The sequence below is a fragment of the Streptomyces sp. NPDC049627 genome (assembly GCF_044465645.1).
Taxonomy (GTDB): domain Bacteria; phylum Actinomycetota; class Actinomycetes; order Streptomycetales; family Streptomycetaceae; genus Streptomyces.
The window spans coordinates 77,604-98,768 of the sequence record NZ_JBITLW010000018.1 but is presented as its reverse complement, the minus strand read 5'-3'; the positions used below and the strand labels follow the sequence as shown (position 1 = coordinate 98,768).

At 69.5% G+C, this 21,165-nt stretch carries 23 protein-coding genes; 15 read left to right on the top strand and 8 right to left on the bottom strand.

Going from position 1 to position 21,165, the window contains the following annotated elements; all coding sequences use genetic code 11:
- The first annotated feature begins 86 nt into the window (after positions 1 to 86).
- Positions 87 to 1,493 carry an FAD-binding oxidoreductase gene (locus ACIBU0_RS38900; RefSeq protein ID WP_398828207.1) on the top strand — a complete coding sequence of 469 codons (1,407 nt, stop codon included), beginning with the start codon at positions 87 to 89 and terminating at the stop codon, positions 1,491 to 1,493.
- Between the two features lie 23 nt (positions 1,494 to 1,516).
- Here ACIBU0_RS38900 and ACIBU0_RS38895 read toward each other — a convergent pair whose 3' ends face one another.
- On the bottom strand, positions 1,517 to 1,933 hold the full coding sequence (locus ACIBU0_RS38895) for an SsgA family sporulation/cell division regulator (protein ID WP_398828205.1): 417 nt from the start codon (positions 1,931 to 1,933) through the stop codon (positions 1,517 to 1,519).
- 263 nt (positions 1,934 to 2,196) lie between these two features.
- Here ACIBU0_RS38895 and ACIBU0_RS38890 point away from each other — a divergent pair, with 263 nt between their 5' ends.
- On the top strand, positions 2,197 to 3,786 hold the full coding sequence (locus ACIBU0_RS38890) for an RDD family protein (protein ID WP_398828202.1): 1,590 nt from the start codon (positions 2,197 to 2,199) through the stop codon (positions 3,784 to 3,786).
- Positions 3,787 to 3,875: 89 nt separating this feature from the next.
- The gene (locus tag ACIBU0_RS38885) at positions 3,876 to 4,520 is read left to right on the top strand and encodes an RDD family protein (protein ID WP_398828199.1); all 645 of its coding nucleotides are present in this window, start codon (positions 3,876 to 3,878) and stop codon (positions 4,518 to 4,520) included.
- A gap of 57 nt (positions 4,521 to 4,577) precedes the next feature.
- Here ACIBU0_RS38885 and ACIBU0_RS38880 read toward each other — a convergent pair whose 3' ends face one another.
- Positions 4,578 to 4,829, bottom strand: coding sequence for a hypothetical protein (locus ACIBU0_RS38880; protein WP_398828196.1), 252 nt, complete (start codon positions 4,827 to 4,829; stop codon positions 4,578 to 4,580).
- A gap of 400 nt (positions 4,830 to 5,229) precedes the next feature.
- Between ACIBU0_RS38880 and ACIBU0_RS38875 the strand changes: the two genes are divergently transcribed.
- A complete protein-coding gene (locus tag ACIBU0_RS38875) occupies positions 5,230 to 7,581 on the top strand; it encodes an immune inhibitor A domain-containing protein (RefSeq protein WP_398828194.1) in 2,352 nt (783 codons plus the stop codon).
- A 158-nt stretch (positions 7,582 to 7,739) separates the two neighbouring features.
- Entirely contained in the window at positions 7,740 to 8,084 is a 345-nt protein-coding gene (locus ACIBU0_RS38870; RefSeq protein WP_398828192.1) for a hypothetical protein, read from the top strand.
- 72 nt (positions 8,085 to 8,156) lie between these two features.
- Here ACIBU0_RS38870 and ACIBU0_RS38865 read toward each other — a convergent pair whose 3' ends face one another.
- On the bottom strand, positions 8,157 to 8,747 hold the full coding sequence (locus ACIBU0_RS38865; protein WP_398828190.1) for an isochorismatase family protein: 591 nt from the start codon (positions 8,745 to 8,747) through the stop codon (positions 8,157 to 8,159).
- 136 nt (positions 8,748 to 8,883) lie between these two features.
- On the bottom strand, positions 8,884 to 10,242 hold the full coding sequence (locus ACIBU0_RS38860) for a nicotinate phosphoribosyltransferase (RefSeq protein WP_398828187.1): 1,359 nt from the start codon (positions 10,240 to 10,242) through the stop codon (positions 8,884 to 8,886).
- A 93-nt stretch (positions 10,243 to 10,335) separates the two neighbouring features.
- Here ACIBU0_RS38860 and clpS point away from each other — a divergent pair, with 93 nt between their 5' ends.
- From clpS to ACIBU0_RS38825, 7 genes are all read left to right on the top strand, one after another.
- Complete coding sequence (gene clpS, locus ACIBU0_RS38855; RefSeq protein WP_053665365.1) at positions 10,336 to 10,653, top strand: ATP-dependent Clp protease adapter ClpS; 318 nt, start codon at positions 10,336 to 10,338, stop codon at positions 10,651 to 10,653.
- A gap of 12 nt (positions 10,654 to 10,665) precedes the next feature.
- Complete coding sequence (locus ACIBU0_RS38850; protein ID WP_398828184.1) at positions 10,666 to 11,274, top strand: DUF2017 domain-containing protein; 609 nt, start codon at positions 10,666 to 10,668, stop codon at positions 11,272 to 11,274.
- Positions 11,275 to 11,658: 384 nt separating this feature from the next.
- Positions 11,659 to 13,080 (top strand): amino acid permease, encoded by a 1,422-nt coding sequence (locus tag ACIBU0_RS38845; protein WP_398828182.1) that lies wholly within the window; start codon positions 11,659 to 11,661, stop codon positions 13,078 to 13,080.
- Positions 13,081 to 13,241: 161 nt separating this feature from the next.
- Positions 13,242 to 13,664 carry a M67 family metallopeptidase gene (locus ACIBU0_RS38840; protein ID WP_328881364.1) on the top strand — a complete coding sequence of 141 codons (423 nt, stop codon included), beginning with the start codon at positions 13,242 to 13,244 and terminating at the stop codon, positions 13,662 to 13,664.
- A gap of 122 nt (positions 13,665 to 13,786) precedes the next feature.
- Positions 13,787 to 13,882, top strand: a complete 96-nt coding sequence (locus tag ACIBU0_RS38835; RefSeq protein WP_316959376.1) for a putative leader peptide — start codon at positions 13,787 to 13,789, stop codon at positions 13,880 to 13,882.
- Between the two features lie 115 nt (positions 13,883 to 13,997).
- Positions 13,998 to 14,276 carry a MoaD/ThiS family protein gene (locus ACIBU0_RS38830; RefSeq protein ID WP_398828177.1) on the top strand — a complete coding sequence of 93 codons (279 nt, stop codon included), beginning with the start codon at positions 13,998 to 14,000 and terminating at the stop codon, positions 14,274 to 14,276.
- A gap of 16 nt (positions 14,277 to 14,292) precedes the next feature.
- A complete protein-coding gene (locus ACIBU0_RS38825; protein WP_398828175.1) occupies positions 14,293 to 15,243 on the top strand; it encodes a PLP-dependent cysteine synthase family protein in 951 nt (316 codons plus the stop codon).
- 13 nt (positions 15,244 to 15,256) lie between these two features.
- Here ACIBU0_RS38825 and ACIBU0_RS38820 read toward each other — a convergent pair whose 3' ends face one another.
- Positions 15,257 to 15,721 carry a type II toxin-antitoxin system PemK/MazF family toxin gene (locus ACIBU0_RS38820; RefSeq protein WP_398828173.1) on the bottom strand — a complete coding sequence of 155 codons (465 nt, stop codon included), beginning with the start codon at positions 15,719 to 15,721 and terminating at the stop codon, positions 15,257 to 15,259.
- A gap of 37 nt (positions 15,722 to 15,758) precedes the next feature.
- Positions 15,759 to 15,884, bottom strand: a complete 126-nt coding sequence (locus ACIBU0_RS38815; RefSeq protein ID WP_398828170.1) for a hypothetical protein — start codon at positions 15,882 to 15,884, stop codon at positions 15,759 to 15,761.
- Positions 15,885 to 16,264: 380 nt separating this feature from the next.
- On the opposite strand from ACIBU0_RS38815, the gene ACIBU0_RS38810 reads away from it, so the two are divergent.
- Positions 16,265 to 17,017, top strand: a complete 753-nt coding sequence (locus ACIBU0_RS38810) for an MBL fold metallo-hydrolase (RefSeq protein ID WP_398828169.1) — start codon at positions 16,265 to 16,267, stop codon at positions 17,015 to 17,017.
- A gap of 115 nt (positions 17,018 to 17,132) precedes the next feature.
- On the opposite strand, the gene ACIBU0_RS38805 is transcribed toward ACIBU0_RS38810, so the two are convergent.
- Both ACIBU0_RS38805 and ACIBU0_RS38800 read right to left on the bottom strand, forming a co-directional pair.
- Positions 17,133 to 18,398: a PTS transporter subunit EIIC gene (locus ACIBU0_RS38805; protein WP_398828166.1), complete on the bottom strand. Its 1,266-nt coding sequence runs from the start codon at positions 18,396 to 18,398 to the stop codon at positions 17,133 to 17,135.
- A 169-nt stretch (positions 18,399 to 18,567) separates the two neighbouring features.
- Positions 18,568 to 19,857: a PTS transporter subunit EIIC gene (locus ACIBU0_RS38800; protein ID WP_398828164.1), complete on the bottom strand. Its 1,290-nt coding sequence runs from the start codon at positions 19,855 to 19,857 to the stop codon at positions 18,568 to 18,570.
- Positions 19,858 to 19,984: 127 nt separating this feature from the next.
- Here ACIBU0_RS38800 and ACIBU0_RS38795 point away from each other — a divergent pair, with 127 nt between their 5' ends.
- Complete coding sequence (locus ACIBU0_RS38795) at positions 19,985 to 20,218, top strand: glucose PTS transporter subunit EIIB (protein WP_030610403.1); 234 nt, start codon at positions 19,985 to 19,987, stop codon at positions 20,216 to 20,218.
- 75 nt (positions 20,219 to 20,293) lie between these two features.
- Positions 20,294 to 21,049 (top strand): ribonuclease PH, encoded by a 756-nt coding sequence (gene rph, locus ACIBU0_RS38790; protein WP_398828162.1) that lies wholly within the window; start codon positions 20,294 to 20,296, stop codon positions 21,047 to 21,049.
- The last annotated feature ends 116 nt before the right edge of the window (positions 21,050 to 21,165 follow it).

The window sequence follows — 21,165 nt, the reverse complement described above, 5'->3', positions numbered from 1 at the left end:
AACCGTGCGTTCCATACGACGACCACACCCGCCTTACGGCAGCTGCCGTACGCGGGGTTCACACCGATGGCCCCGGGTGTCACGCTGTGATCATGAGCCGTATCGAAGCCGCACCCGATCAGGCCGAGGGTCACCTCACCGAGCGGCTGCTCGCGGGTCTGCCCGCCGAGGCCGTCCTGACCGACCCCGACGTCACGGCCTCCTACGCCAACGACATGGCCAGCTTCTGCCCGGCCGGCGCCCCCGCCGTGGTCGTCCTGCCGCGGACCGTCGAAGAGGTCCAGCACGTCATGCGCACCGCCACGGAGCTGCGCGTCCCGGTCGTCCCGCAGGGCGCCCGCACGGGCCTGTCGGGCGGGGCCAACGCCTCCGACGGCTGCATCGTGCTGTCCCTGACCAAGATGGACCGCATCCTGGAGATCAACCCGGTCGACCGCATCGCCGTCGTCGAGCCCGGCGTGATCAACGCGGCCCTCTCCCGCGCGGTGGGCGAACACGGCCTGTACTACCCGCCGGACCCCTCCAGCTGGGAGATGTGCACGATCGGCGGCAACATCGGCACCGCCTCGGGCGGCCTGTGCTGTGTGAAGTACGGGGTGACGGCGGAGTACGTCCTCGGCCTGGACGTCGTCCTCGCCGACGGGCGCCTGATGTCCACGGGCCGCCGTACGGCCAAGGGCGTCGCCGGATACGACATGACCCGCCTCTTCGTCGGCTCCGAGGGCTCGCTCGGCATCGTCGTACGGGCCGTCCTGGCGCTGAAGCCGCAGCCACCGCAGCAACTGGTCCTCGCCGCCGAGTTCGCGTCCGCGGCCGCCGCCTGCGACGCGGTGTGCCGGATCATGGCCGGCGGGCACGTCCCGTCACTGCTGGAACTCATGGACCGTACGACGGTCAAGGCCGTCAACGACCTGGCGCACATGGGCCTGCCGGAGGCGACGGAGGCCCTCCTGCTGGCCGCCTTCGACACCCCGGACCCCGCCCCCGACCTCGCCGCGGTCGGCGCGCTGTGCGAGGCGGCCGGCGCCACCCAGGTGGTCCCCGCGGACGACGCAGCCGAGTCCGAACTGCTCCTCCAGGCCCGGCGGTTGTCCCTCACCGCGCTGGAGGCGGTGCGCGGTGTGACGATGATCGACGACGTGTGCGTGCCCCGGTCCAGGCTCGCCGACCTCATCGAGGGCGTGGAGCGCATCGCCGACAAGCACCAGCTGACCATCGGCGTCGTCGCGCACGCCGGCGACGGCAACACTCACCCGACCGTGTGCTTCGACGCGGCCGACGCCGACGAGTCCCGGCGCGCCCGCGAGTCCTTCGACGAGATCATGGCCCTCGGCCTGGAACTCGGCGGCACGATCACGGGCGAGCACGGGGTGGGCGTACTGAAGAAGGAGTGGCTGGCACGCGAGATCGGCCCGGTGGGGGTGGAGATGCAGCGGGGGATCAAGCAGGTCTTCGACCCGCTGGGCATCCTGAACCCGGGCAAGCTGTTCTGACGCAGCCTTCCTTCCCCCGCGGCTCACTGGGCGAGCAACTGGTCGAGCGCGTCGTCGATCCCCAGCTGCTCGCCCTCAGATCCCGGGGGCACCACCCGCAACGTCCGCTCCAGCCAGGCCGACACCTGAGCCGCCGGCGCCTCCAGCAGGGCGTCCCCGTCCGGCGAACTGAGCGCCATCAGCACCACACTGCGCCCCTCGACCTTCGTCGGCCACACCCGCACGTCCCCGTGCCCGCACGGCCGGAACACCCCCTCGACGAGCAGATCCCGGGAGAAGGTCCAGTACACGGGGTGGTCGGAGTCGATGTGGAAGGTGATGTGAACGGCGTACGGATCCTCACTGCGGTAACTCAGCCGGGCCGGGACGACGACGCTGCGCTCCGGCGACAGGATCAGCCTGAGCTCCAGTTCGCGCTCGATGACGGTGCTGTGGTGCATGGCGTGGATGTCCTCTCCCGTGTCGGGTGCGGGTCCTGTGGGCGGGCCCGTACGAGTGGAGAGGGGGCGGAGGGGTGGATCATTACGCGGGTTCGCAGAACTTTTTTCCGCGCCTGCTTCCACGGGCTTCCGATCGTTGTGAAGTACGTGTACGAGGTTGCCCGGAAAGGAGTGGGTCCTACGGGACTGGCGGTGGTTGTTGCGCCGGTCTGATAGATGTGGAGGCCCCCAATAGACCCTCGAGCAGATACCGGACGACGGACATGAGCGCCCCAACCCCGGCCCCCGGTGACGACAGGCCCCGCGAAGGGTATTACCCGGACCCGTCCATTCCTGGATATGTCCGGTACTGGAACGGCGCCTCCTGGGTGCCGGGCACCAGCCGTCCGGCCCCGACCGACGGCGAAACGCTCAGCCCGCCGCCGGGCGCGAGCCCGGACCGGCCCACGGCCGGGACCGCCGCCCCGGCCGCCTCGGTCGAGGAGACGGGCCCGCACTTCTTCGACGAGGAACCGGCCGCCGAGCCGGCCCAGGGCGACGACCGGCACGGCAGCCGCCCGGAACCGGCGTCCGCGTGGGGTGCCGACCCCTCGCGCCAGGCCGGTTTCGGCGGCGACCAGGACCACCGCGTCTCCTGGGGCGCCCAGCCGGACGGCCGGGCCGCCCGCACCGACGGCACCGCGAACATCCCGCCCGCCGAGCCGGACTCCGCCGCCGGGGACCTCGCCTCCGGCAACACGTTCATGATGCGCCGGCCCACGACGGGATCCCGCGGAGCGCCGTCCTCCGGCGCTTCCGGGCAGGCCACCCCGCACATCCCGAGCCCCGGGGGCCCCGCTGCCGACCCCGGCACCATGGCCATCCGCGCGCTGTCCCCGCGCACGGGACAGCAGGGCGGGGCGGCCGGGGCGCAGGCCGGGAGCACGGGCGCGTCCGCCGGCCCGGGCGCCGCACGTCCGGACGCGGGCCGCCCCTCGGCGGCCGACGCTCCGCAGGGCCCCGGCTTCGGCGCCGGGAAGGCCGCGGCCGAGCGCGCCGCTGGGGCCCAGGGGCAGGCTCAAGGACAGGTCCAGGGGCAGGCTCAGGCGGGCGCTCAGGCCGCCCCCGCCGCCCAGGCCGCCCCCGCCGCCCCCACGGCCGCCTCCGGCCCGCAGCAGGCCGCCCCGAGCGTCCCCCAGCAGGCCGGCGCCCCCCAGTCCACGCCCCCCGCCGCGTCCTCGGCTCCCATGACGTCCGGTCCCGGCGGCGGCCAGTCCTCCTGGGCCCAGCAGGTGCACCGGCTCGCGGGCCCCGGCGGCGACGACCAGCCGGTGGCGCCGTGGAAGCCCGTGCGGGAGGACCCGTTCGCGGCGGCCGCCCTGCGCCAGGCCTCCGCCCGCCCCGCGAACCTCGGCAAGCGGCTGGCCGCACGGCTGCTGGACACCGTCGTGCTGGCCGCCGTCACCGCGGTGGCCGCCGTGCCGCTCGGCACCAAGGCGATCGACCACGTCAACGAGAAGATCGACGCCGCCAAGCTCTCCGGCGAAACGGTCACCGTGTGGCTGCTGGACGGCACCACCTCGGTGTATCTGGGCATCATCCTGGCCGTGCTGCTGCTGTTCGGCGTGGTCTACGAGGCCCTGCCCACCGCCAAGTGGGGCCGCACTCTGGGCAAGAAGCTGCTCGGCCTGGAGGTGCGGGACATCGAGGCCCATGAGCCCCCTGAGTTCGGCGCGGCCCTGCGTCGCTGGCTCGTCTACAGCATCCCCGGCCTGCTCGTCATCGGCGTGGTCGGCGTGCTGTGGTGCCTGTTCGACCGGCCCTGGCACCAGTGCTGGCACGACAAGGCGGCGCGTACGTTCGTCGCAGGCTGACCGGATACGGCAAACGGCCCACAGGATTCCGTACTCCGGACGGCCCCGCGCCGGATGCGAAGGCGAAGGGTTCGCGGTCGACTCGGGCCATGAGCAGCGAACCGCCTCCCGGCTCCGGTCAGCCGCCCCCGGAAGACGACCCGTTCAGGAAGCAGCCCCCGCCGCCCGGGGGCTCGGGTTCGCCGTACGGCGATCAGCCGCCGTACGGCAGCCAGCCCCCGCCTCCCTACGGCGGCGGTGACCCGTACGGCGGGGGCGGGTACCCTACCGACCCGCTCGCCGGGATGCCGCCCCTCGCCGACAGCGGCAAGCGCACGCTGGCGCGCATCATCGACATGATCCTGGTGGGTGTCGTCGTCTGGCTGCTCACGTGGGGCTTCGGGGTCAGCGAGTACGACGTGGACGCCGACAAGGTGGAGTACGGCAAGTCCGTGGCGCAGTCGGTGGTCGCCGCCGTGCTCTACATCGCCTACGACACCTTCATGACCGTCAGGACGGGGCAGACGCTCGGCAAGAAGCTGCTCAACATGCGGGTGGCCAACCTCGACGACGGCGCCACGCCCTCCGTGCAGAACTCGCTGATCCGGGCGGCGGTGCTGTGGATCCCGTTCGCGTTCTGCTGCGCCTGTATCTGGACCGCGATCTCCGGCGGCTGGAGCTTCTTCGACCGGCCGTACAAACAGGGCCTGCACGACAAGGCGGCGAAGACGGTGGTGGTCAGCACCAACACCTGACGTACGAACGACAGCGACGTACGAACGACAGCGACGTACGAACGACAGGAGGGTGACTCAGGACTGGGTGAGTACGGCTTCCTCGGTCTGTTCCCGGTCGGCGCCGACGGGCTTGCGCATCGCCACCACACGGGCCCGCTTCGGCATGGGCACCGTCAGGGCGACCAACAGCCCGAGCAGGAGCGCCGCGACGGCGATGACCGCGATCCCCACACCCGAACTCGTCTGTGACAGCAGCAGCATGGCGAGCGTCGAGAAGATCACGGTGCACGAGCCGTAGGCGAGCTGTGCGGCAGTCGGACGAGGCATGATCATCGTGTCCTCGGAATCAGGGGTGCACGGGGGTCTCGGCCTGGCTTTCCGCCGACGTCCGGGCGTTCCGCCATCCGACTCTAACCGCGTGCATGCCCGAGGGGAACAAACCGTAAGCGTGACCTAACCAACAGTGCCGGTGCACAGGGGGCGCACGGAGTCAAAGCGTCCACCAAGTGGACGGCGGCACGCGCCGGTTGGCCCAGGCCTCGTTGTCCGTAAAACGAACATCGACTCCGCATAGTGCACTTGACGGGTCCAAGTCAAGGTCTGTCTTTTCTGGTTAACCTCTAGTCAAATGTCGTCACTTGACTACACGCGTTGATCAGGCGCGCGCGGACCTCCATGACCAGGACCCCCCTTCATACCGCGCGCCCGGACGCGGGGGAGGAAGCAAGTGACCAGTAGACCCTGGACGTTCAGAGCGGCGGCCACCACCGTCGCGCTCGCGACGGCCGCGGCGACGTTCTCGACCTTCGCGGTGGCTCAGGCCGACGAAGGAACGTCGGCGGCGTCCGTGGAGCGGCACGACCCGGCGGACCACACTCCCGCCGACCACGACCTGGAAGGCCCCCTGAGCAAGACCCAGGAGGCCCAGCGCGAAGAAGCCCTGAAGCAGGTCATATCCGGCAAGGCCAAGGTGAAGGAGCGCGAGGGCTCGCAGGTCGTCGAGCTCAAGAGCAAGAAGGGCGACGGCAAGTACGTTGAGCTGGGCCGCGAGAAGACCGACAAGATCTTCACGATCCTGGTCGAGTTCGGCGACCAGGTCGACCCCAAGTTCGGCGGCACGCCCGGCCCGCTGCACAACCAGATAGCCAAGCCCGACCGAGCCAAGGACAACTCGACGGCCTGGCAGGCGGACTACGACCAGAAGCACTTCCAGAACCTCTACTTCGGCACCGGCGGCAAGACCGAGTCGATGAAGAAGTACTACGAGAAGCAGTCCTCGGGCCGCTACTCGGTCGAGGGCGAGGTGGCCGACTGGGTCAAGGTCCCCTACAACGAGGCCCGCTACGGCAACAACGCCTGCGGCCAGACCAACTGCTCCAGCGTCTGGAACGTCGTCAGCGACGGTCTGAACGCATGGGTCGCCCAGCAGAAGGCAGCGGGGCGGACCGACGCGCAGATCCAGGCGGACGTCAAGCAGTTCGACCAGTGGGACCGCTACGACTTCGACGGCGACGGCGACTTCAACGAGCCCGACGGCTACATCGACCACTTCCAGATCGTGCACGCCGGTGAGGACGAGTCCGCGGGCGGCGGCGCCCAGGGCAAGGACGCGATCTGGGCCCACCGCTGGTACGCGTTCGGCACCGACGCCGGTGCCACCGGCCCCGCGGACAACAAGCTGGGCGGCGCGCAGATCGGCTCCACCGGCATCTGGGTCGGCGACTACACCATCCAGCCGGAGAACGGCGGCCTCGGCGTCTTCGCCCACGAGTACGGCCACGACCTCGGTCTGCCGGACCACTACGACACCTCCGGCGGCGAGAACTCCACTGGCTTCTGGACGCTGATGTCGTCCGGTTCCTGGCTCGGCACGGGCAAGGACACCATCGGTGACCTCCCCGGCGACATGACCGCCTGGGACAAGCTGCAGCTGGGCTGGCTGAACTACGACAAGGCGAAGGCCGCGACGGAGTCCGAGCACAAGCTGGGCGTCGCCGAGTACAACACCCGGCACAAGCAGGCCCTCGTGGTCGACCTGCCCAAGAAGAAGGTCACCACGGAGATCGTGGCACCGGCCCAGGGCGCGACCCAGTGGTGGAGCGGCAAGGGCGACAATCTCGCCAACACGCTGACCCGTTCCGTCGACCTCACGGGCAAGTCCGCCGCCTCCCTGACGCTCGACGGCTGGTACGACATCGAGGCCGAGTTCGACTTCCTCTACGCCGAGGTCTCGACCGACGGCGGCGCCAACTGGACGGCGATCGACGGCACCGTCGACGGCGCGGCCCTCCCGAAGGACGCCAGCGGCAAGCCGGCCCTGACCGGTACGTCGGGCGCCTACAAGAAGCTGGTCTTCCCGCTCGACGCCTACGCCGGCAAGAAGTTCGACCTGCGCTTCCGCTACCAGACCGACGGCGGCGTGGCCCAGAAGGGCTTCGCGGCCGACGAGATCACCCTGACCGCCGACGGTGCGACGGTGTTCTCCGACAACGCGGAGACCGCGGACGCGGCGTGGAAGACGAAGGGCTTCTCCCGTATCGGCTCGTCCATCACCGGCGAGTACGCGCAGTACTACATCGCCGAGAACCGCCAGTACGTGTCGTACGACAAGACCCTGAAGTCCGGCCCGTACAACTTCGGCTTCTCGACGACCCGTCCGGACTGGGTGGAGCACTACGCGTACCAGAACGGCCTGTTGATCTGGAAGTGGGACACCTCCCAGCAGGACAACAACACCAGCCAGCACCCCGGTGTCGGCCTGGTCCTCCCGATCGACTCCCACCCGGCCCCGCTGAAGTGGGCGGACGGCACGCTGATGCGCAACCGCATCCAGTCCTACGACTCGCCGTTCAGCCGGTTCCGCACGGACGGCATGACGCTGCACAACGCGGACGTCGCGATGAAGATCCCGTCGCGTGCGGGGGTGCCGGTCTTCAACGACCACATCAACACGTACTACGACGCGGAGACCCCGCTGGCGGGTGTCAAGATCACTGACACCAACACCAAGATCAAGATCATCAAGGAGGCCAAGGACGGCTCCACGATCACGGTCGAGGTCGGCTCCGCGGTGAAGTAATTCGCATCTCCGCAGGTCAGAGCATTATCGGCGGCAACCCCCTGGCGGGGTTGCCGCCGGTCGTGTTTAGGTGCACCCTGTGCTTCCCTTATTGACACCGGCACCGACGCCGACGCTCGACCCGACCTTGACACCGACTCGCACGGGGGTGTGACCGCATGGCCGCAGGAGGTTTCTGCAAGCTGCCGACCGGCAGCGTGGTGGTGGCCCTGAACCTGCCCAGACCCACCACCGACGGCACGGGCTGCGTCCGTGTCCTCGTCCACGCCCAGAACCGCGCCCGAGCCCTGACCAGGCTCCGCAACCTGGGCATGCGCGCCGTCTACCTGCGGGGCAACGCCGCCCCGCCCACCCCGGACGAGATCACCGCCGTCCTGCACCACCCCGACGGCCTGATATGGCGCACGGCACCTGACAACGGTGTCGTGGCGGGCCCGGAGCTGGTGCAAGAGCTGTGGCACCCGATCAGGGCACTCTTGAGACGCCCAGCTGCAACGCCCTAAAAGGGGCGCGGGGAACTGCGCGACCAGCCACAATGGACCCGCACCCGCCCGACGGCCGATCGCGGCACCCCGCTAGGCGACCACTGGCTTCCCGGACAGCTCGACCCCCGCGTCCCGCATCTCCTCCAGCGCCCGTTCCGTGGTCTCGGAAGCCACCCCGGCCGTCAGATCCAGCAGCACCTGCGTACGGAACCCCTCCCGCACCGCATCCAGCGCGGTGGCCCGCACACAGTGGTCCGTCGCGATGCCCACCACGTCCACCTCCCCGACCTCCCTGGCCCGCAGCCAGTCGGCCAGCTTCACGCCGTTCTCGTCGGCCCCCTCGAAGCCGCTGTAGGCCGCCGCGTACGCCCCCTTGTCGAACACGGCGTCGATCGCGCCGGAGGCGACCGCGGGGGCGAAGTTCGGGTGGAAGCCGACGCCCTCGGTGCCCGCGACGCAGTGCGCGGGCCAGGAGTGGGCGAAGTCGGGGTTGGTGGAGAAGTGCCCTCCGGGTGCGATGTGGTGGTCGCGGGTGGCCACGACGTGCTGGTAGCCGGACCCGGCAGCCTGCCCGATCAGCTCGGTGACGGCGGCGGCCACATCGGCACCGCCGGCCACCGCGAGGCTGCCCCCCTCGCAGAAGTCGTTCTGCACATCTACGACGATCAAGGCGCGGCGCATGGTCGGTGTCCTTCGGTTATGGACGTTGAGGTCGGGACGGTGAAAGCGTGCGGGCCCGACCGTGAACTTCCGAGCCTAGAGACTTCGGGTCCGGCGCGGGAGGGGGCACGGAGTGAGCACGCAGGGCGCACTCGCTTCACGCCCCTGTCTGGCTACCCGAGCGCCCGTTGACATACTCCGTCGGGATGACGGGCTCACCGCGCGAGAGCTGCGTCGCGGACAGCGGCAGATTCGCGCGGGCCGCGGCGTGCCGGTCCCGTACGACGTCCAGCGGCTCGCGCGCCAGCACGTCACCGCCCTTGATCAGCTCGACCGCCAGCTGCCGTTCGGCGAGCTCCGCCGGGACCGGCCCGGTGCCCACGACCTCGGCCTCCGCGACGCCGTACTCGTCGAGGCGGCGCGCGGCCCACTTGCGGCCGCCGATGGAGGTCTTGCCGCCGCTGGACTTCTTCGCCACCGGCACCAGCGGCGCCTTCGGGTCGGCGGAGTCGGCGCGGGCGACCAGCTTGTAGACCATCGAGCAGGTCGGATGCCCGGATCCGGTCACCAGCTGGGTGCCGACGCCGTACGCGTCCACGGGCGCCGCCGCCAGCGAGGCGATGGCGTACTCGTCCAGGTCGGAGGTCACGATGATCTTCGTGCCGGTGGCGCCCAGCTCGTCCAGCTGCTGCCGCACCCGGTGCGCGACCAGCAGCAGATCGCCCGAGTCGATGCGGACGGCGCCCAGCTCGGGCCCGGCGACCTCCACGGCCGTACGGACCGCCTCGGCGACGTCGTAGGTGTCCACCAGCAGCGTGGTGCCGCGGCCCATGGAGTCCACCTGGGCCTGGAAGGCGTCCCGCTCGCGGTCGTGCAGGAGGGTGAAGGCGTGGGCGCTGGTGCCGACGGTGGGGATGCCGTAGCGGAAGCCGGCGGCCAGGTCGGAGGTGGAGGTGAAGCCGCCGACGTACGCGGCGCGCGACGCGGCGACCGCGGCCAGCTCATGGGTGCGTCGGGCGCCCATCTCGATGATCGGGCGCTCGCCGGCGGCCGAGGACATGCGGGAGGCGGCCGCGGCTATCGCGGAGTCGTGGTTGAGGATGGACAGGATCACCGTCTCCAGCAGCACGCACTCGGCGAAGCTGCCCTCCACCCGCATGATCGGCGAGCCCGGGAAGTAGACCTCGCCCTCGGGGTAGCCCCAGATGTCGCCGGAGAAGCGGTAGTCCGCGAGCCAGTGCAGGGTCTCCTCGTCGACGATCCTCCGCTCGCGCAGGAAGCCGAGGACGCCCTCGTCGAAGCGGAAGTTCTCGACGGCGTCCAGCACCCGGCCGGTGCCCGCGACGACGCCGTAGCGCCGGCCGTTCGGCAGCCGCCGGGTGAAGACCTCGAACACGCTCCGCCGCTCGGCGGTGCCCGCCTTCAGGGCGGCCTGCAGCATCGTGAACTCGTACTGGTCCGTGAAGAGCGCCGTCGAGGGAACGTCCACCGGCAGCCCAAGGTGCGCTGTGTCCATGACCAAGGATGGTACCCCCATTTCGTCAGTCTGACGATTTGGTCTTCCTCGGATCACCGAGGATTTGTGCGACCACCCCCCACCGGTGGCAGCATGGGCACTGTGACGTCACCCGCTCCCGTAGAGATCGAACGAACCGAATCGGCGGAGGAAGTCTTCGCCGTACCCGAGCCGGACGTCCCCTGGGTCACGATCGTCCACAACGACCCGGTCAACCTCATGAGCTATGTGACCTACGTCTTCCAGTCGTACTTCGGGTACACCAAGGACAAGGCCACCAAGCTCATGCTCGATGTCCACCACAAGGGCCGGGCGGTCGTCTCCAGCGGCAGTCGCGAGGAGATGGAACGCGATGTGCAGGCCATGCACGGCTACGGTCTGTGGGCCACCCTCCAGCAGGACCGGAAGTAGCGAATCTCCTCCATGCCAGGAACCTTCGAACCGCTCCCCGGCGGCGGCGCGGCCGTCGCCCTCGACGACGTCGAGATCTCCATCATCCGGTCGCTGGCCGTCCAGCTCCTGGAGCTCATCGGCCCCGGCCCCGCCGAGGACGCCCCCGACGACCCGCTCGCCGAGCTCTTCGCCGAGGGCCCGAGCGAACCCCCGGCCGACCCGGTCCTCCGGCGTCTGTTCCCGGACGCCTACAGCGACCCCGAGGGCACCCCGCAGGCCGAGGAGGCCGAGGAGCAGCGGGCGTACTCCTCGGAGTTCCGCCGCTACACCGAGAACGACCTGCGCGCCGGCAAGCGCGACAACGCGCTCGCGGTGATCCGCTCCCTGGACGAGCTCAGCTCCGCCTCCGCCGGGGAGGGCGGCGCGGTCCTCAAGCTGTCCACCGAAGAGTCCCAGCGGTGGCTCGGCGCCCTCAACGACCTGCGCCTGGCCATCGGCTCCCGCCTGGAGATCACCGACGAGGACGACACCGATCTGCTCTACCGGCTCCCGGACGAGGACCCGCGCAAGCCGATGGTGATGGCCTATCTGTGGCTGGGCGGGCTCCAGGAGACGCTGGTCGCGACCCTCATGCCGTAGATCACGACGCCTCGCGCCGTGGTTCGCGACCTTCTTGTGCCGTCATGTGACGGTTTTGTGTTCGCTCAGCGGACGCTCAAATCCGGATAACGATCCTGTCACCGCCGTCGCCCGCTCTGGGGGGCGGCGGTCCGTTTGTCCGGTTCTTCCTGTGTGATGCGCCACATGTTCCGTATCCGATCACTGTTACGGCCGTGATAAATCTTCACGACGCCCGGCGGACACCACCCGAATGTTCGGCCGGGTGCGCCACGTGGCCGGCAGATCGCCGGTCCGGCACGAGCGGGCCCCGAGCCCGCTCAGCTCCAGCAATCCGGGGGGATCGAGACCCGATCCGAGGCCGACGAAAGGCCCGGGTCGGCATGGAGAAAGGGCGCACCACACATGACCTCAGAGAAGGTCACCGCCACCCCTGAAGAGGGTTACGAGCGCGGCCTCGGCAGCCGTCAGGTCCAGATGATCGCGATCGGCGGCGCCATCGGCGTCGGACTGTTCCTCGGCGCCGGTGCGAACATCGCCAAGGCCGGTCCCAGTCTCATCCTGATGTACGCCCTGGCGGGCGCCATCGTCTTCTTCATCATGCGGGCGCTCGGCGAGCTCCTGCTCTACCGCCCGGTCTCGGGTTCGTTCGCCGAGTACTCCCGGGAGTTCCTCGGCCCGTTCTTCGGCTACTTCACCGGCTGGACGTACTGGCTGATGTGGGTCGTCACCGGCATGGCCGAGCTCACGGCCGCCGCGATCTACGTCCACTACTGGTTCCCGGACATCCCGCAGTGGGTCACCGCCCTGGTCTTCCTGGTGGTCCTCTTCGGGGTCAACCTGATCTCCGTGAAGCTCTTCGGCGAGCTGGAGTTCTGGTTCTCGATGGTCAAGGTCACCGCCCTCATCGGCATGATCGTCATCGGCCTCGGCGTGCTCACCTTCGGCTTCAGCAACGCCGGTGACACCGCGGCCGTCTCCAACCTGTGGGCCTTCGACGGCTTCTTCCCCAAGGGCATCGGCTCGTCCCTGATGACCCTGCAGGGCGTCATGTTCGCCTACCTCGCGGTCGAGCTGGTCGGCGTCACGGCCGGTGAGTCGGAGAACCCGGAGAAGACCCTCCCCAAGGCCATCAACACGCTCCCGTGGCGGATCGCGCTCTTCTACGTCGGCGCGCTCACCGTCATCCTCTGCGTGGTCAAGTGGACCGAGTTCGCGGACGGCGTGAGCCCCTTCGTGAAGGCGTTCGCGGTGATCGGCATCCCGGCGGGCGCGGGCATCGTCAACTTCGTCGTGCTGACCGCGGCCCTGTCCTCCTGCAACTCCGGCATGTACTCCACGGGCCGCATGCTGCGGAACCTGGCCGACAGCGGCGAGGCCCCCAAGGTCTTCAGCAAGCTGTCGTCGACCAAGACCCCGGCCCTCGGCATCGCGGTCTCCGTCGCCTTCATGGGCATCGGCGTGGTCCTCAACTACATCGTCCCGGAGAAGGCGTTCGGCTACGTCACCTCCATCGCCACCGCGGCCGGCATCTGGACCTGGCTGATGATCCTGGTCAGCCACGTCCTCTACCGCCGCGCGGTCGTCGCGGGCCGCCTGCCCGCCTCGTCCTTCCCGGCGCCGGGCGGCTCGGTGTGCAGCTGGATCGCCATCGTGTTCCTGCTCTTCGTGACCGGCCTGATCGCGTACGACGCCGACTCCCGCGTCTGCCTGTACGTCATGGCCGGCTGGGCCGCCGCCCTCGGCATCGGCTGGGCGGTCCTCAAGAGCCGCAACCCGCAGGTCGCGGAGCGCGGCGGCGAGCCGGAGCTGGAGAAGGTGGGCTGACCTCCACGGCCGGACGTCCAGCCGGAGGGGGCACTCGTGGCGCCCCCTCCGGCTGCCGCTCAGGGCGTCCGAGCACCCGGCGTCATCCCCGGCGTCCGGTATATGGGCCGCCCCGTACCACCCTTCGGTACGGGGCGGCCCTTCTGCTTATCCTGACGAGCATGCTGACCATCACCCAGGCCCTCGTCGACCAGATCGTCGCCCACGCGCGCAAGGACCACCCCGACGAGGCGTGCGGCGTCGTGGCGGGCCCGGCGGGCTCGGACCGCCCCGAGCGCTTCATCCCGATGCTGAACGCGGCCATGTCGCCCACGTTCTACGAGTTCGACTCGGGCGACCTGCTCAAGCTCTACCGCGAGATGGACGACCGCGACGAGGAGCCGGTGGTGATCTACCACTCCCACACGGCGACCGAGGCCTACCCCTCCCGCACCGACATCTCCTACGCCAACGAGCCCGGCGCCCACTACGTCCTGGTCTCCACCGCCGACACCGACGGCCTCGGAGAGTTCCAGTTCCGCTCCTTCCGGATCGTGGACGGCGAGGTGACGGAGGAGGAGGTCAAGGTCGTCGAGGCGTACTGATCCTCGTGGGCCATGGCGTCGGGCGTCGGCCTGAACAGCGCGGTCTCACTCCCCGGCCCTCAACCGTCCGCGATGTGGGATCACATTCCAAAAGCCGGACCGGGAATCGATACGATGACCCCATGGTTTTCCACGACGTGAGCGAAAAGACGCCGGGCATGCTGCTCGTTGCGCGGCTGCACGTCGACCTGTGCAGGCTCGCCAGCGCCATCTGTTGACGCGACACCCTGCCGCCGTACGGCCGTGAGCCGCGGCGCTGCACTACGCACCACCCCGCTGTACTTGCGCTGCCGCGCGCCCCCGACTGACTACTCCCGACAGGAGCCCTGAGCCATGGCCATCGAGGTCCGCATCCCGACCATCCTCCGCACGTACACCGACGGTCAGAAGGCGGTGGAGGGCAGCGGTGACACCCTCGCCGAGCTGTTCGCCGACCTCGAGACGCGGCACGCGGGCATCCAGGCCCGCATCGTCGAGGGCGAGCAGCTGCGCCGCTTCGTCAACGTCTACCTGAACGACGAGGACGTCCGCTTCCTCGACGGCATCAACACCAAGCTCGCCGACGGCGACAGCGTCACGATCCTGCCGGCCGTGGCCGGCGGCATGGTCTAAGGCCCGCTGACCACCGATGCGTTACGACTCCCCGTTGGCCGCGGTCGGCAACACCCCCCTGGTGCGCCTGCCGCGGCTGTCGCCGTCCGACGACGTCCGCATCTGGGCCAAGCTGGAGGACCGCAACCCCACCGGCTCGGTCAAGGACCGCCCCGCCCTGCACATGATCGAGCAGGCGGAGAAGGACGGCCGCCTGACGCCGGGCTGCACGATCCTGGAGCCGACCAGCGGCAACACCGGCATCTCCCTGGCGATGGCGGCGAAGCTCAAGGGCTACCGCATGGTGTGCGTGATGCCCGAGAACACCTCGCAGGAGCGCCGCGACCTGCTCGGCATGTGGGGCGCGGAGATCATCTCCAGCCCGGCGGCGGGCGGTTCCAACACCGCCGTACGCGTCGCCAAGGAACTCGCGGCCGAGCACCCCGACTGGGTGATGCTCTACCAGTACGGCAACCCGGACAACGCCGGCGCCCACTACGCGACCACCGGCCCCGAGATCCTCGCCGACCTGCCCTCCGTCACCCACTTCGTGGCCGGCCTCGGGACCACGGGCACGCTGATGGGCGTCGGCCGCTACCTGCGCGAGCACAAGCCGGACGTCAAGATCGTCGCGGCGGAACCGCGCTACGACGATCTCGTCTACGGCCTGCGCAACCTCGACGAGGGCTTCGTACCCGAGCTGTACGACGCCTCCGTCCTGACCACCCGCTTCTCCGTCGGCTCGGCCGACGCGGTCACCCGCACCCGTGAACTCCTCCAGCAGGAGGGCATCTTCGCGGGCGTCTCCACCGGCGCCGCGCTGCACGCCGCGATCGGCGTCGGTAAGAAGGCGCTCAAGGCGGGGGAGTCCGCCGACATCGTGTTCGTCGTGGCCGACGGCGGCTGGAAGTACCTCTCGACCGGCGTCTACACGGCCGCCACGACGGAGGAAGCGATCGAGACGCTGCAGGGCCAGCTCTGGGCGTGACCGCCGGGCGGCGTCAGTTCGACAGGTGACGGACCTGGTCCCACACGACCGGGTCCATCACCCCGACCCGCCGCCGAAACTCCCACACCGGTACGTCCCGCAGCTCACCCGTCTCCAGGAAGCTCGCCCGCCCCCGGGTGTCCCCGACCGAGCCCGGCGGCAACGGAATCACCCCGCGGCGCTCGTCGCGGTACTTGCTGGTGATCTTCGCGACGGTGACCCGCTGCCCCCGCACCGCGAGCACCAGACACGGCCGGTCCTTGGCGCCCGGCCCGTCCTCGTACGGCACCCGCGCCCACCAGATCTCCGCAGGCTCCGGACGGGCCGAAGCGGGCCCGCGCGCACGCCCCCCGGGCCGCCCCGGCGGCCGAGTCCGCCGCCCCTCGGGACGCCGCCCGCGCCCCCACCCGTCCACGAGCGTGGCGACGAGCGCGAGCAGTACCACCGCCGCGAGCGCCAGCCACCATGACGTGTCCATGGGATGACGGTACCGGCCCGGTGATCCTCCCGGCGCTTCAAGGGACCAGGGAGTTGTACAGCTCGGTCACGTGGCTCTCGAACGGCGGCGCTCCGAGCCCCTTCGCGGCCGGGACGACCGACCCCGCCAGGAAGCGCCGGAAGTCCTCCTCCGACTCCCACACATCGATGACCTGCCACCCTCCCCCCCCCCTCGCGCGGCGCCGCGAAGTGGGCGACCAACCCGGCGGGGGGGACTCGTGCGGTCCGGGATCGCCCGGTCCCGGCCATGTCCGGATCCCTCGATTCACAGAAGGCGACAACTGTTTTCCGACGGTATGTCCACTTCTGTGGGGTAGCGAGCGGAGATGGCCGCACACCGAACACCTGGACAGCGTCGGCAGCCGAACGGCTGACAGCACAGGTGAGTTCGCCCACAACAGCCCTTGGCGGAGGAGCGACCGGAGGTTTTGCGCCTTACGCTCGACAAACCGCACGACCCCCGACGCCCCATTCCCGATCTTCTGGATTCTCTGGATTTCCAGCCAGCGGAGGTTTCTGTTTCATGAAGCTCACCGTCGTCGGCTGCTCGGGGTCGTTCCCGTCCGCGGAATCGGCCTGCTCGAGCTACCTCGTCGAGGCCGACGGCTTCCGGCTGCTCCTCGACATGGGCAACGGCGCCCTGGGCGAGCTGCAGCGCCACTGCGGTCTCTACGACCTCGACGCGATCTTCCTCAGCCATCTGCACGCCGACCACTGCATCGACATGTGCGCGTACTTCGTGGCGCGCTACTACCGGCACGACGGCGGCCGCTGCGACCCGATCCCGGTCTACGGACCCGAGGGCACGGAACAGCGCCTGACCACCGCCTACGCCGACACCCCCACCGCCTCGTCCATGAGCGAGGTCTTCGACTTCCACACGGTCAAGCCGTCCACCTTCGAGATCGGCCCGTTCCTCGTGCACACGGAACGCGTGGCCCACCCGGTGGAGGCGTACGGCATCCGGATCGAGCACGGCGGGAAGACCCTGACCTACTCCGGCGACACGGGCATCAGCACCGCCCTGGACGAACTGGCCCGCGACGCCGACCTGTTCCTGTGCGAGGCCGCCTTCACGCACGGCAAGGAGAACATCCCCGACCTGCACCTCAACGGCCGCGAGGCAGGCCAGACGGCCGCCCGCGCGGGAGCGAGGCGCCTGGTGCTGACGCACATCCCGCCGTGGACCGATCCCCAGGTCAACCTGGCCGACGCGCGCGAGGTCTACGACGGTCCGGTGGACCTCGCGGCGCCGAGGCAGACGTACGAGATCTAGCCGGTCGGTCGCGGAACAGTCCGTACGGGGTTCAGGCCCGTATGCGCGACAACGACAAGGCCCCGGAACCTTCCCGGTTCCGGGGCCTTCGTCGGTCTGCGGCCGGTCCGCCGGCCTACTTCGCCTCCGCCTTCTGGAGTTCGGCGAGTTCCTCGTCGGACTCGCGGCCCGGCGTCGGCAGGTTGAACTTGGTGATCGCGAACCGGAAGATCACGTAGTAGACCCCGGCGAAGCACAGGCCCACCAGGGCCAGGCCCCACGGGTTGGTCGCGATGCCCAGGTTCAGGCCGAAGTCGACCGCGCCGGCCGAGAAGCCGAAGCCGTCCCTCATCCCCAGGGCCCAGGTCAGCGCCATCGAGACGCCGGTGAGCACGGCGTGGATGGCGTACAGGACGGGTGCGATGAACATGAAGGTGAACTCGATCGGCTCGGTGACGCCCGTGACGAACGAGGTCAGCGCGAGGGAGAACATCATGCCGCCGACGACCTTGCGGCGCTCGGGACGGGCGCAGTGGACGATGGCGAGGCAGGCGGCGGGCAGCGCGAACATCATGATCGGGAAGAAGCCGGTCATGAACTGGCCGGCCGTCGGGTCACCGGCCAGGAACCGGCCTATGTCGCCGCTCTTGCCCTCGTACTCACCGGCCTGGAACCAGGGGAAGGAGTTCAGCAGGTGGTGCATGCCGATCGGGATCAGTGCACGGTTGGCGACACCGAAGATGCCGGCGCCGACGGCCCCGGAGCCGACCAGCCACTCACCGAAGTTGTGCAGAGCCGTGCCGAGGACCGGCCAGATGTAGCCGAAGACGATGCCGATGACCAGGCCGGCGAAGGCCGACAGGATCGGGACCAGTCGCCGGCCGCCGAAGAAGCCCGCCCAGTCCGGCAGCTTGGTGCGGTAGAAGCGCTGGTAGAGCAGGGCGACGACGATGCCCATCACCACGCCGCCGAGGACCTTGGCGTCCACCGGGGCGTCGACCATCACGACCTTGCCGTCGACGGCCTTCGCCACCTGCGGCAGGTTCTTGTCGGTGAACGTGGCCAGCACGTTCTTGAAGACCAGGTAGCCGACCACGGCCGCCAGGGCCGTCGAGCCGTCCGACTTCTTGGCGAAGCCGATCGCGATGCCCACGGCGAACAGCAGCGCCATGTTGTCGAGGATCGCGTTGCCGCCGGCCGCCATGAAGCCCGCGATCTTGGTGAGGATCCCGGGGTAGGACGGGTCTCCCAGCATGTCGGTGTTGCCGAAGCGCACCAGGAGCGCGGCGGCGGGCAGGACCGCCACCGGCAGCATCAGGCTGCGGCCGATACGCTGCAGAACAGCCATCGCACCGGCGCCCTTTTTCTTGTCGGCCGCGGGAGCGGCGCTGGCCGTGGTCACAACTTCCTCCATGGGGCAAGGCGCCGCCCGGCAGTGGGGAGGGGACGGCAGCGTCTCTGGTCTACACCACTCAGTGGTGTAGACCTGTTGTAGCACGATGAAGGCGAGATAAGGAACCCGCGATTCCCGGGGATTTTCCGGACCGGTTTCAGAGGGTTCTCGGCTCTTTTCAGAGCTTTGTGACGTCCTCGACCTCTTCCTCCGGCTCCCTGCCCGGCGTCTTGAGGTCGAACGTGGTGATCGCGAAACGGAAGATCGCGTAATAGACCACGGCGAAGCCCAGGCCGATCGGGATGATCGCCCAGGGTTTCGTGGCCAGGTTCCAGTTGATGATGTAGTCGATCAGTCCGGCCGAAAAGCTGAAGCCGTCGTGCACGCCCAGCCCCCAGGTCACCGCCATCGACACGCCCGTCAGCAGCGCGTGCACCACGTACAGCAGCGGGGCGACGAAGAGGAACGAGTACTCGATCGGTTCGGTGATGCCGGTGATGAAGGACGTCAGCGCCACCGACAGCATCAGACCGCCGACCTCCTTGCGGCGGGCCGGCCGCGCGCAGTGCGTGATCGCGAGGGCCGCGGCCGGCAGGGCGAACATCATGATCGGGAAGAAGCCCGAGGTGAACTGGCCGGCGTCCGGATCGCCCGCGAGGAACATGTTGATGTCGCCGTGCACCACCTCGCCGTCCGGCGTGGTGTAGCTGCCGAACTGGAACCAGATGGGCACGTTGAGGAACTGGTGGAGCCCTACGACCAGCAGCGCGCGGTTGGCGACGCCGAACACGCCCGCGCCCCAGGCGTCCAGGCCGTCCATCCAGTCGCTGAAGTTCTCCAGCGCGTCACCGATCGGCGGCCACACCCACAGGCACAGCACCGCGAACGCGATCGACACGAACGCCATGATGATCGGGACGAGACGCCGCCCGTTGAAGAAGCCGAGCCAGTCCACCAGCCTCGTGCGGTGGTAGCGCTGCCAGAAGAAGGCCGCGAGCAGACCGATCACGATGCCGCCGAAGACGCCGGGATTCTGGTACGTGTACGCGCTCACGGCCCCTTCGGCCGCGGCGCAGCCGATGTCGGGGATCTCCTTCGTCCCCGCCGGGCAGTCCTCCGGGAACTCGCGCAGCACGTTGTAGTAGACGAGGAACCCCACCACCGCCGCCAGCGCCGTCGAACCGTCCGCCTTCTTCGCCATGCCGATGGCCACGCCGACGCAGAACAGCAACGGCAGCCCGAGCGAACCGTCGAGCAGCGCACCGCCCGCACCGTCCATCACCTTCGAGACGTTGTCCCAGCCGAGACCGTCGTCCCCGAACACGTCCGGCTGCCCCAGCCGGTTGAGGATGCCCGCGGCGGGCAGGACGGCGATGGGAAGCTGGAGACTGCGGCCCATCTTCTGAAGGCCCTGAAACGCCGCCTGCCACCGCCGGCGGGCGGGGGAGATCTCGGCCTCGGCATCCATGGGTTGGCGACCGCCTGTCAGGTGGTGTAGACCAGTTACCGACGATTGGGTTGCTGTGACGTCATCCTTCGGTACGCACCACGCAACCGCTCGTGAAGTTGGGCCAACAGTGCGTGAGGAGACCGAAATGGCCAGCAAGGCTGAGAAGATCGTCGCCGGGCTCGGCGGCATCGACAACATCGAGGAGATCGAGGGCTGCATCACCCGGCTCCGCACCGAGGTCAGCGACGCCTCGCTGGTCGACGAGGCCGCCCTGAAGGCCGCCGGCGCCCACGGCGTCGTGAAGATGGGCACCGCCATCCAGGTCGTCATCGGCACCGACGCCGACCCGATCGCGGCGGAGATCGAAGACATGATGTGAGCCACCGAGCTCACCGAAGGGGCCGCTTCCCACCGTGGGAGCGGCCCCTTCCGTATCTGCGGCTAGGCTCACGCCATGGCAGCTACGTCCTCACTTCCCCGCTTCGACGGCCGCACCCCCGAACAGCTCCGCCCGGTCACCATCGAACGCGCCTGGAGCAAGCACGCCGAGGGCTCCGTCCTCGTCTCCTTCGGCGACACGAAGGTCCTGTGCACCGCATCCTTCACCGAAGGAGTCCCCCGCTGGCGCAAGGGCAGCGGCGAAGGCTGGGTCACCGCGGAGTACGCCATGCTGCCCCGCGCCACCAACACCCGCGGCGACCGCGAGTCCGTCAAGGGCAGGATCGGCGGCCGTACCCACGAGATCAGCCGCCTCATCGGCCGTTCCCTGCGCGCCGTCATCGACTACAAGGCGCTCGGCGAGAACACCGTCGTCCTCGACTGCGACGTCCTCCAGGCCGACGGCGGGACTCGCACCGCGGCCATCACCGGCGCCTACGTCGCCCTCGCCGACGCCGTCTCCTGGGCCCAGGGCAAGAAGCTGATCAAGCCCGGCCGCAAACCGCTCACCGGCACGGTCAGCGCCGTCTCGGTCGGCATCGTCGGCGGCGTACCCCTTCTCGACCTCTGCTACGAGGAGGACGTGAAGGCCGACACCGACATGAACGTCGTCTGCACCGGGGACGGCCGCTTCGTCGAGGTCCAGGGCACCGCCGAGGCCGAGCCCTTCGCCCGCGAGGAGCTCAACTCCCTGCTGGACCTTGCCGTTTCCGGCTGCGGGGAGCTGGCCGAACTGCAGCGCAAGGCACTTGATACCGTCCTCGAAAAGTAAAGGGCGCACCAAGAAGAGCCGCAGTCGCGCGCAACCTCGCCGCGCTTCCCCGCGTCACTAGGGGTACGGGCGTACGGCACACCGCTGTACGCCCGGCCAGTGCACAACGGGGGGCC

Excerpts from the sequence above, each read along its gene's own strand:
- ACIBU0_RS38895 (WP_398828205.1), bottom strand. The coding sequence starts at position 1,933 with ATGCACCACAGCACCGTCATCGAGCGCGAACTGGAGCTCAGGCTGATC.
- ACIBU0_RS38890 (WP_398828202.1), top strand. The coding sequence starts at position 2,197 with ATGAGCGCCCCAACCCCGGCCCCCGGTGACGACAGGCCCCGCGAAGGG.
- ACIBU0_RS38885 (WP_398828199.1), top strand. The coding sequence starts at position 3,876 with ATGAGCAGCGAACCGCCTCCCGGCTCCGGTCAGCCGCCCCCGGAAGAC.
- ACIBU0_RS38880 (WP_398828196.1), bottom strand. The coding sequence starts at position 4,829 with ATGCCTCGTCCGACTGCCGCACAGCTCGCCTACGGCTCGTGCACCGTG.
- ACIBU0_RS38870 (WP_398828192.1), top strand. The coding sequence starts at position 7,740 with ATGGCCGCAGGAGGTTTCTGCAAGCTGCCGACCGGCAGCGTGGTGGTG.
- ACIBU0_RS38865 (WP_398828190.1), bottom strand. The coding sequence starts at position 8,747 with ATGCGCCGCGCCTTGATCGTCGTAGATGTGCAGAACGACTTCTGCGAG.
- ACIBU0_RS38860 (WP_398828187.1), bottom strand. The coding sequence starts at position 10,242 with ATGGACACAGCGCACCTTGGGCTGCCGGTGGACGTTCCCTCGACGGCG.
- clpS (WP_053665365.1), top strand. The coding sequence starts at position 10,336 with ATGGGCACTGTGACGTCACCCGCTCCCGTAGAGATCGAACGAACCGAA.
- ACIBU0_RS38850 (WP_398828184.1), top strand. The coding sequence starts at position 10,666 with ATGCCAGGAACCTTCGAACCGCTCCCCGGCGGCGGCGCGGCCGTCGCC.
- ACIBU0_RS38845 (WP_398828182.1), top strand. The coding sequence starts at position 11,659 with ATGACCTCAGAGAAGGTCACCGCCACCCCTGAAGAGGGTTACGAGCGC.
- ACIBU0_RS38840 (WP_328881364.1), top strand. The coding sequence starts at position 13,242 with ATGCTGACCATCACCCAGGCCCTCGTCGACCAGATCGTCGCCCACGCG.
- ACIBU0_RS38835 (WP_316959376.1), top strand. The coding sequence starts at position 13,787 with ATGGTTTTCCACGACGTGAGCGAAAAGACGCCGGGCATGCTGCTCGTT.
- ACIBU0_RS38830 (WP_398828177.1), top strand. The coding sequence starts at position 13,998 with ATGGCCATCGAGGTCCGCATCCCGACCATCCTCCGCACGTACACCGAC.
- ACIBU0_RS38825 (WP_398828175.1), top strand. The coding sequence starts at position 14,293 with ATGCGTTACGACTCCCCGTTGGCCGCGGTCGGCAACACCCCCCTGGTG.
- ACIBU0_RS38820 (WP_398828173.1), bottom strand. The coding sequence starts at position 15,721 with ATGGACACGTCATGGTGGCTGGCGCTCGCGGCGGTGGTACTGCTCGCG.
- ACIBU0_RS38810 (WP_398828169.1), top strand. The coding sequence starts at position 16,265 with ATGAAGCTCACCGTCGTCGGCTGCTCGGGGTCGTTCCCGTCCGCGGAA.
- ACIBU0_RS38800 (WP_398828164.1), bottom strand. The coding sequence starts at position 19,857 with ATGGATGCCGAGGCCGAGATCTCCCCCGCCCGCCGGCGGTGGCAGGCG.
- ACIBU0_RS38795 (WP_030610403.1), top strand. The coding sequence starts at position 19,985 with ATGGCCAGCAAGGCTGAGAAGATCGTCGCCGGGCTCGGCGGCATCGAC.
- rph (WP_398828162.1), top strand. The coding sequence starts at position 20,294 with ATGGCAGCTACGTCCTCACTTCCCCGCTTCGACGGCCGCACCCCCGAA.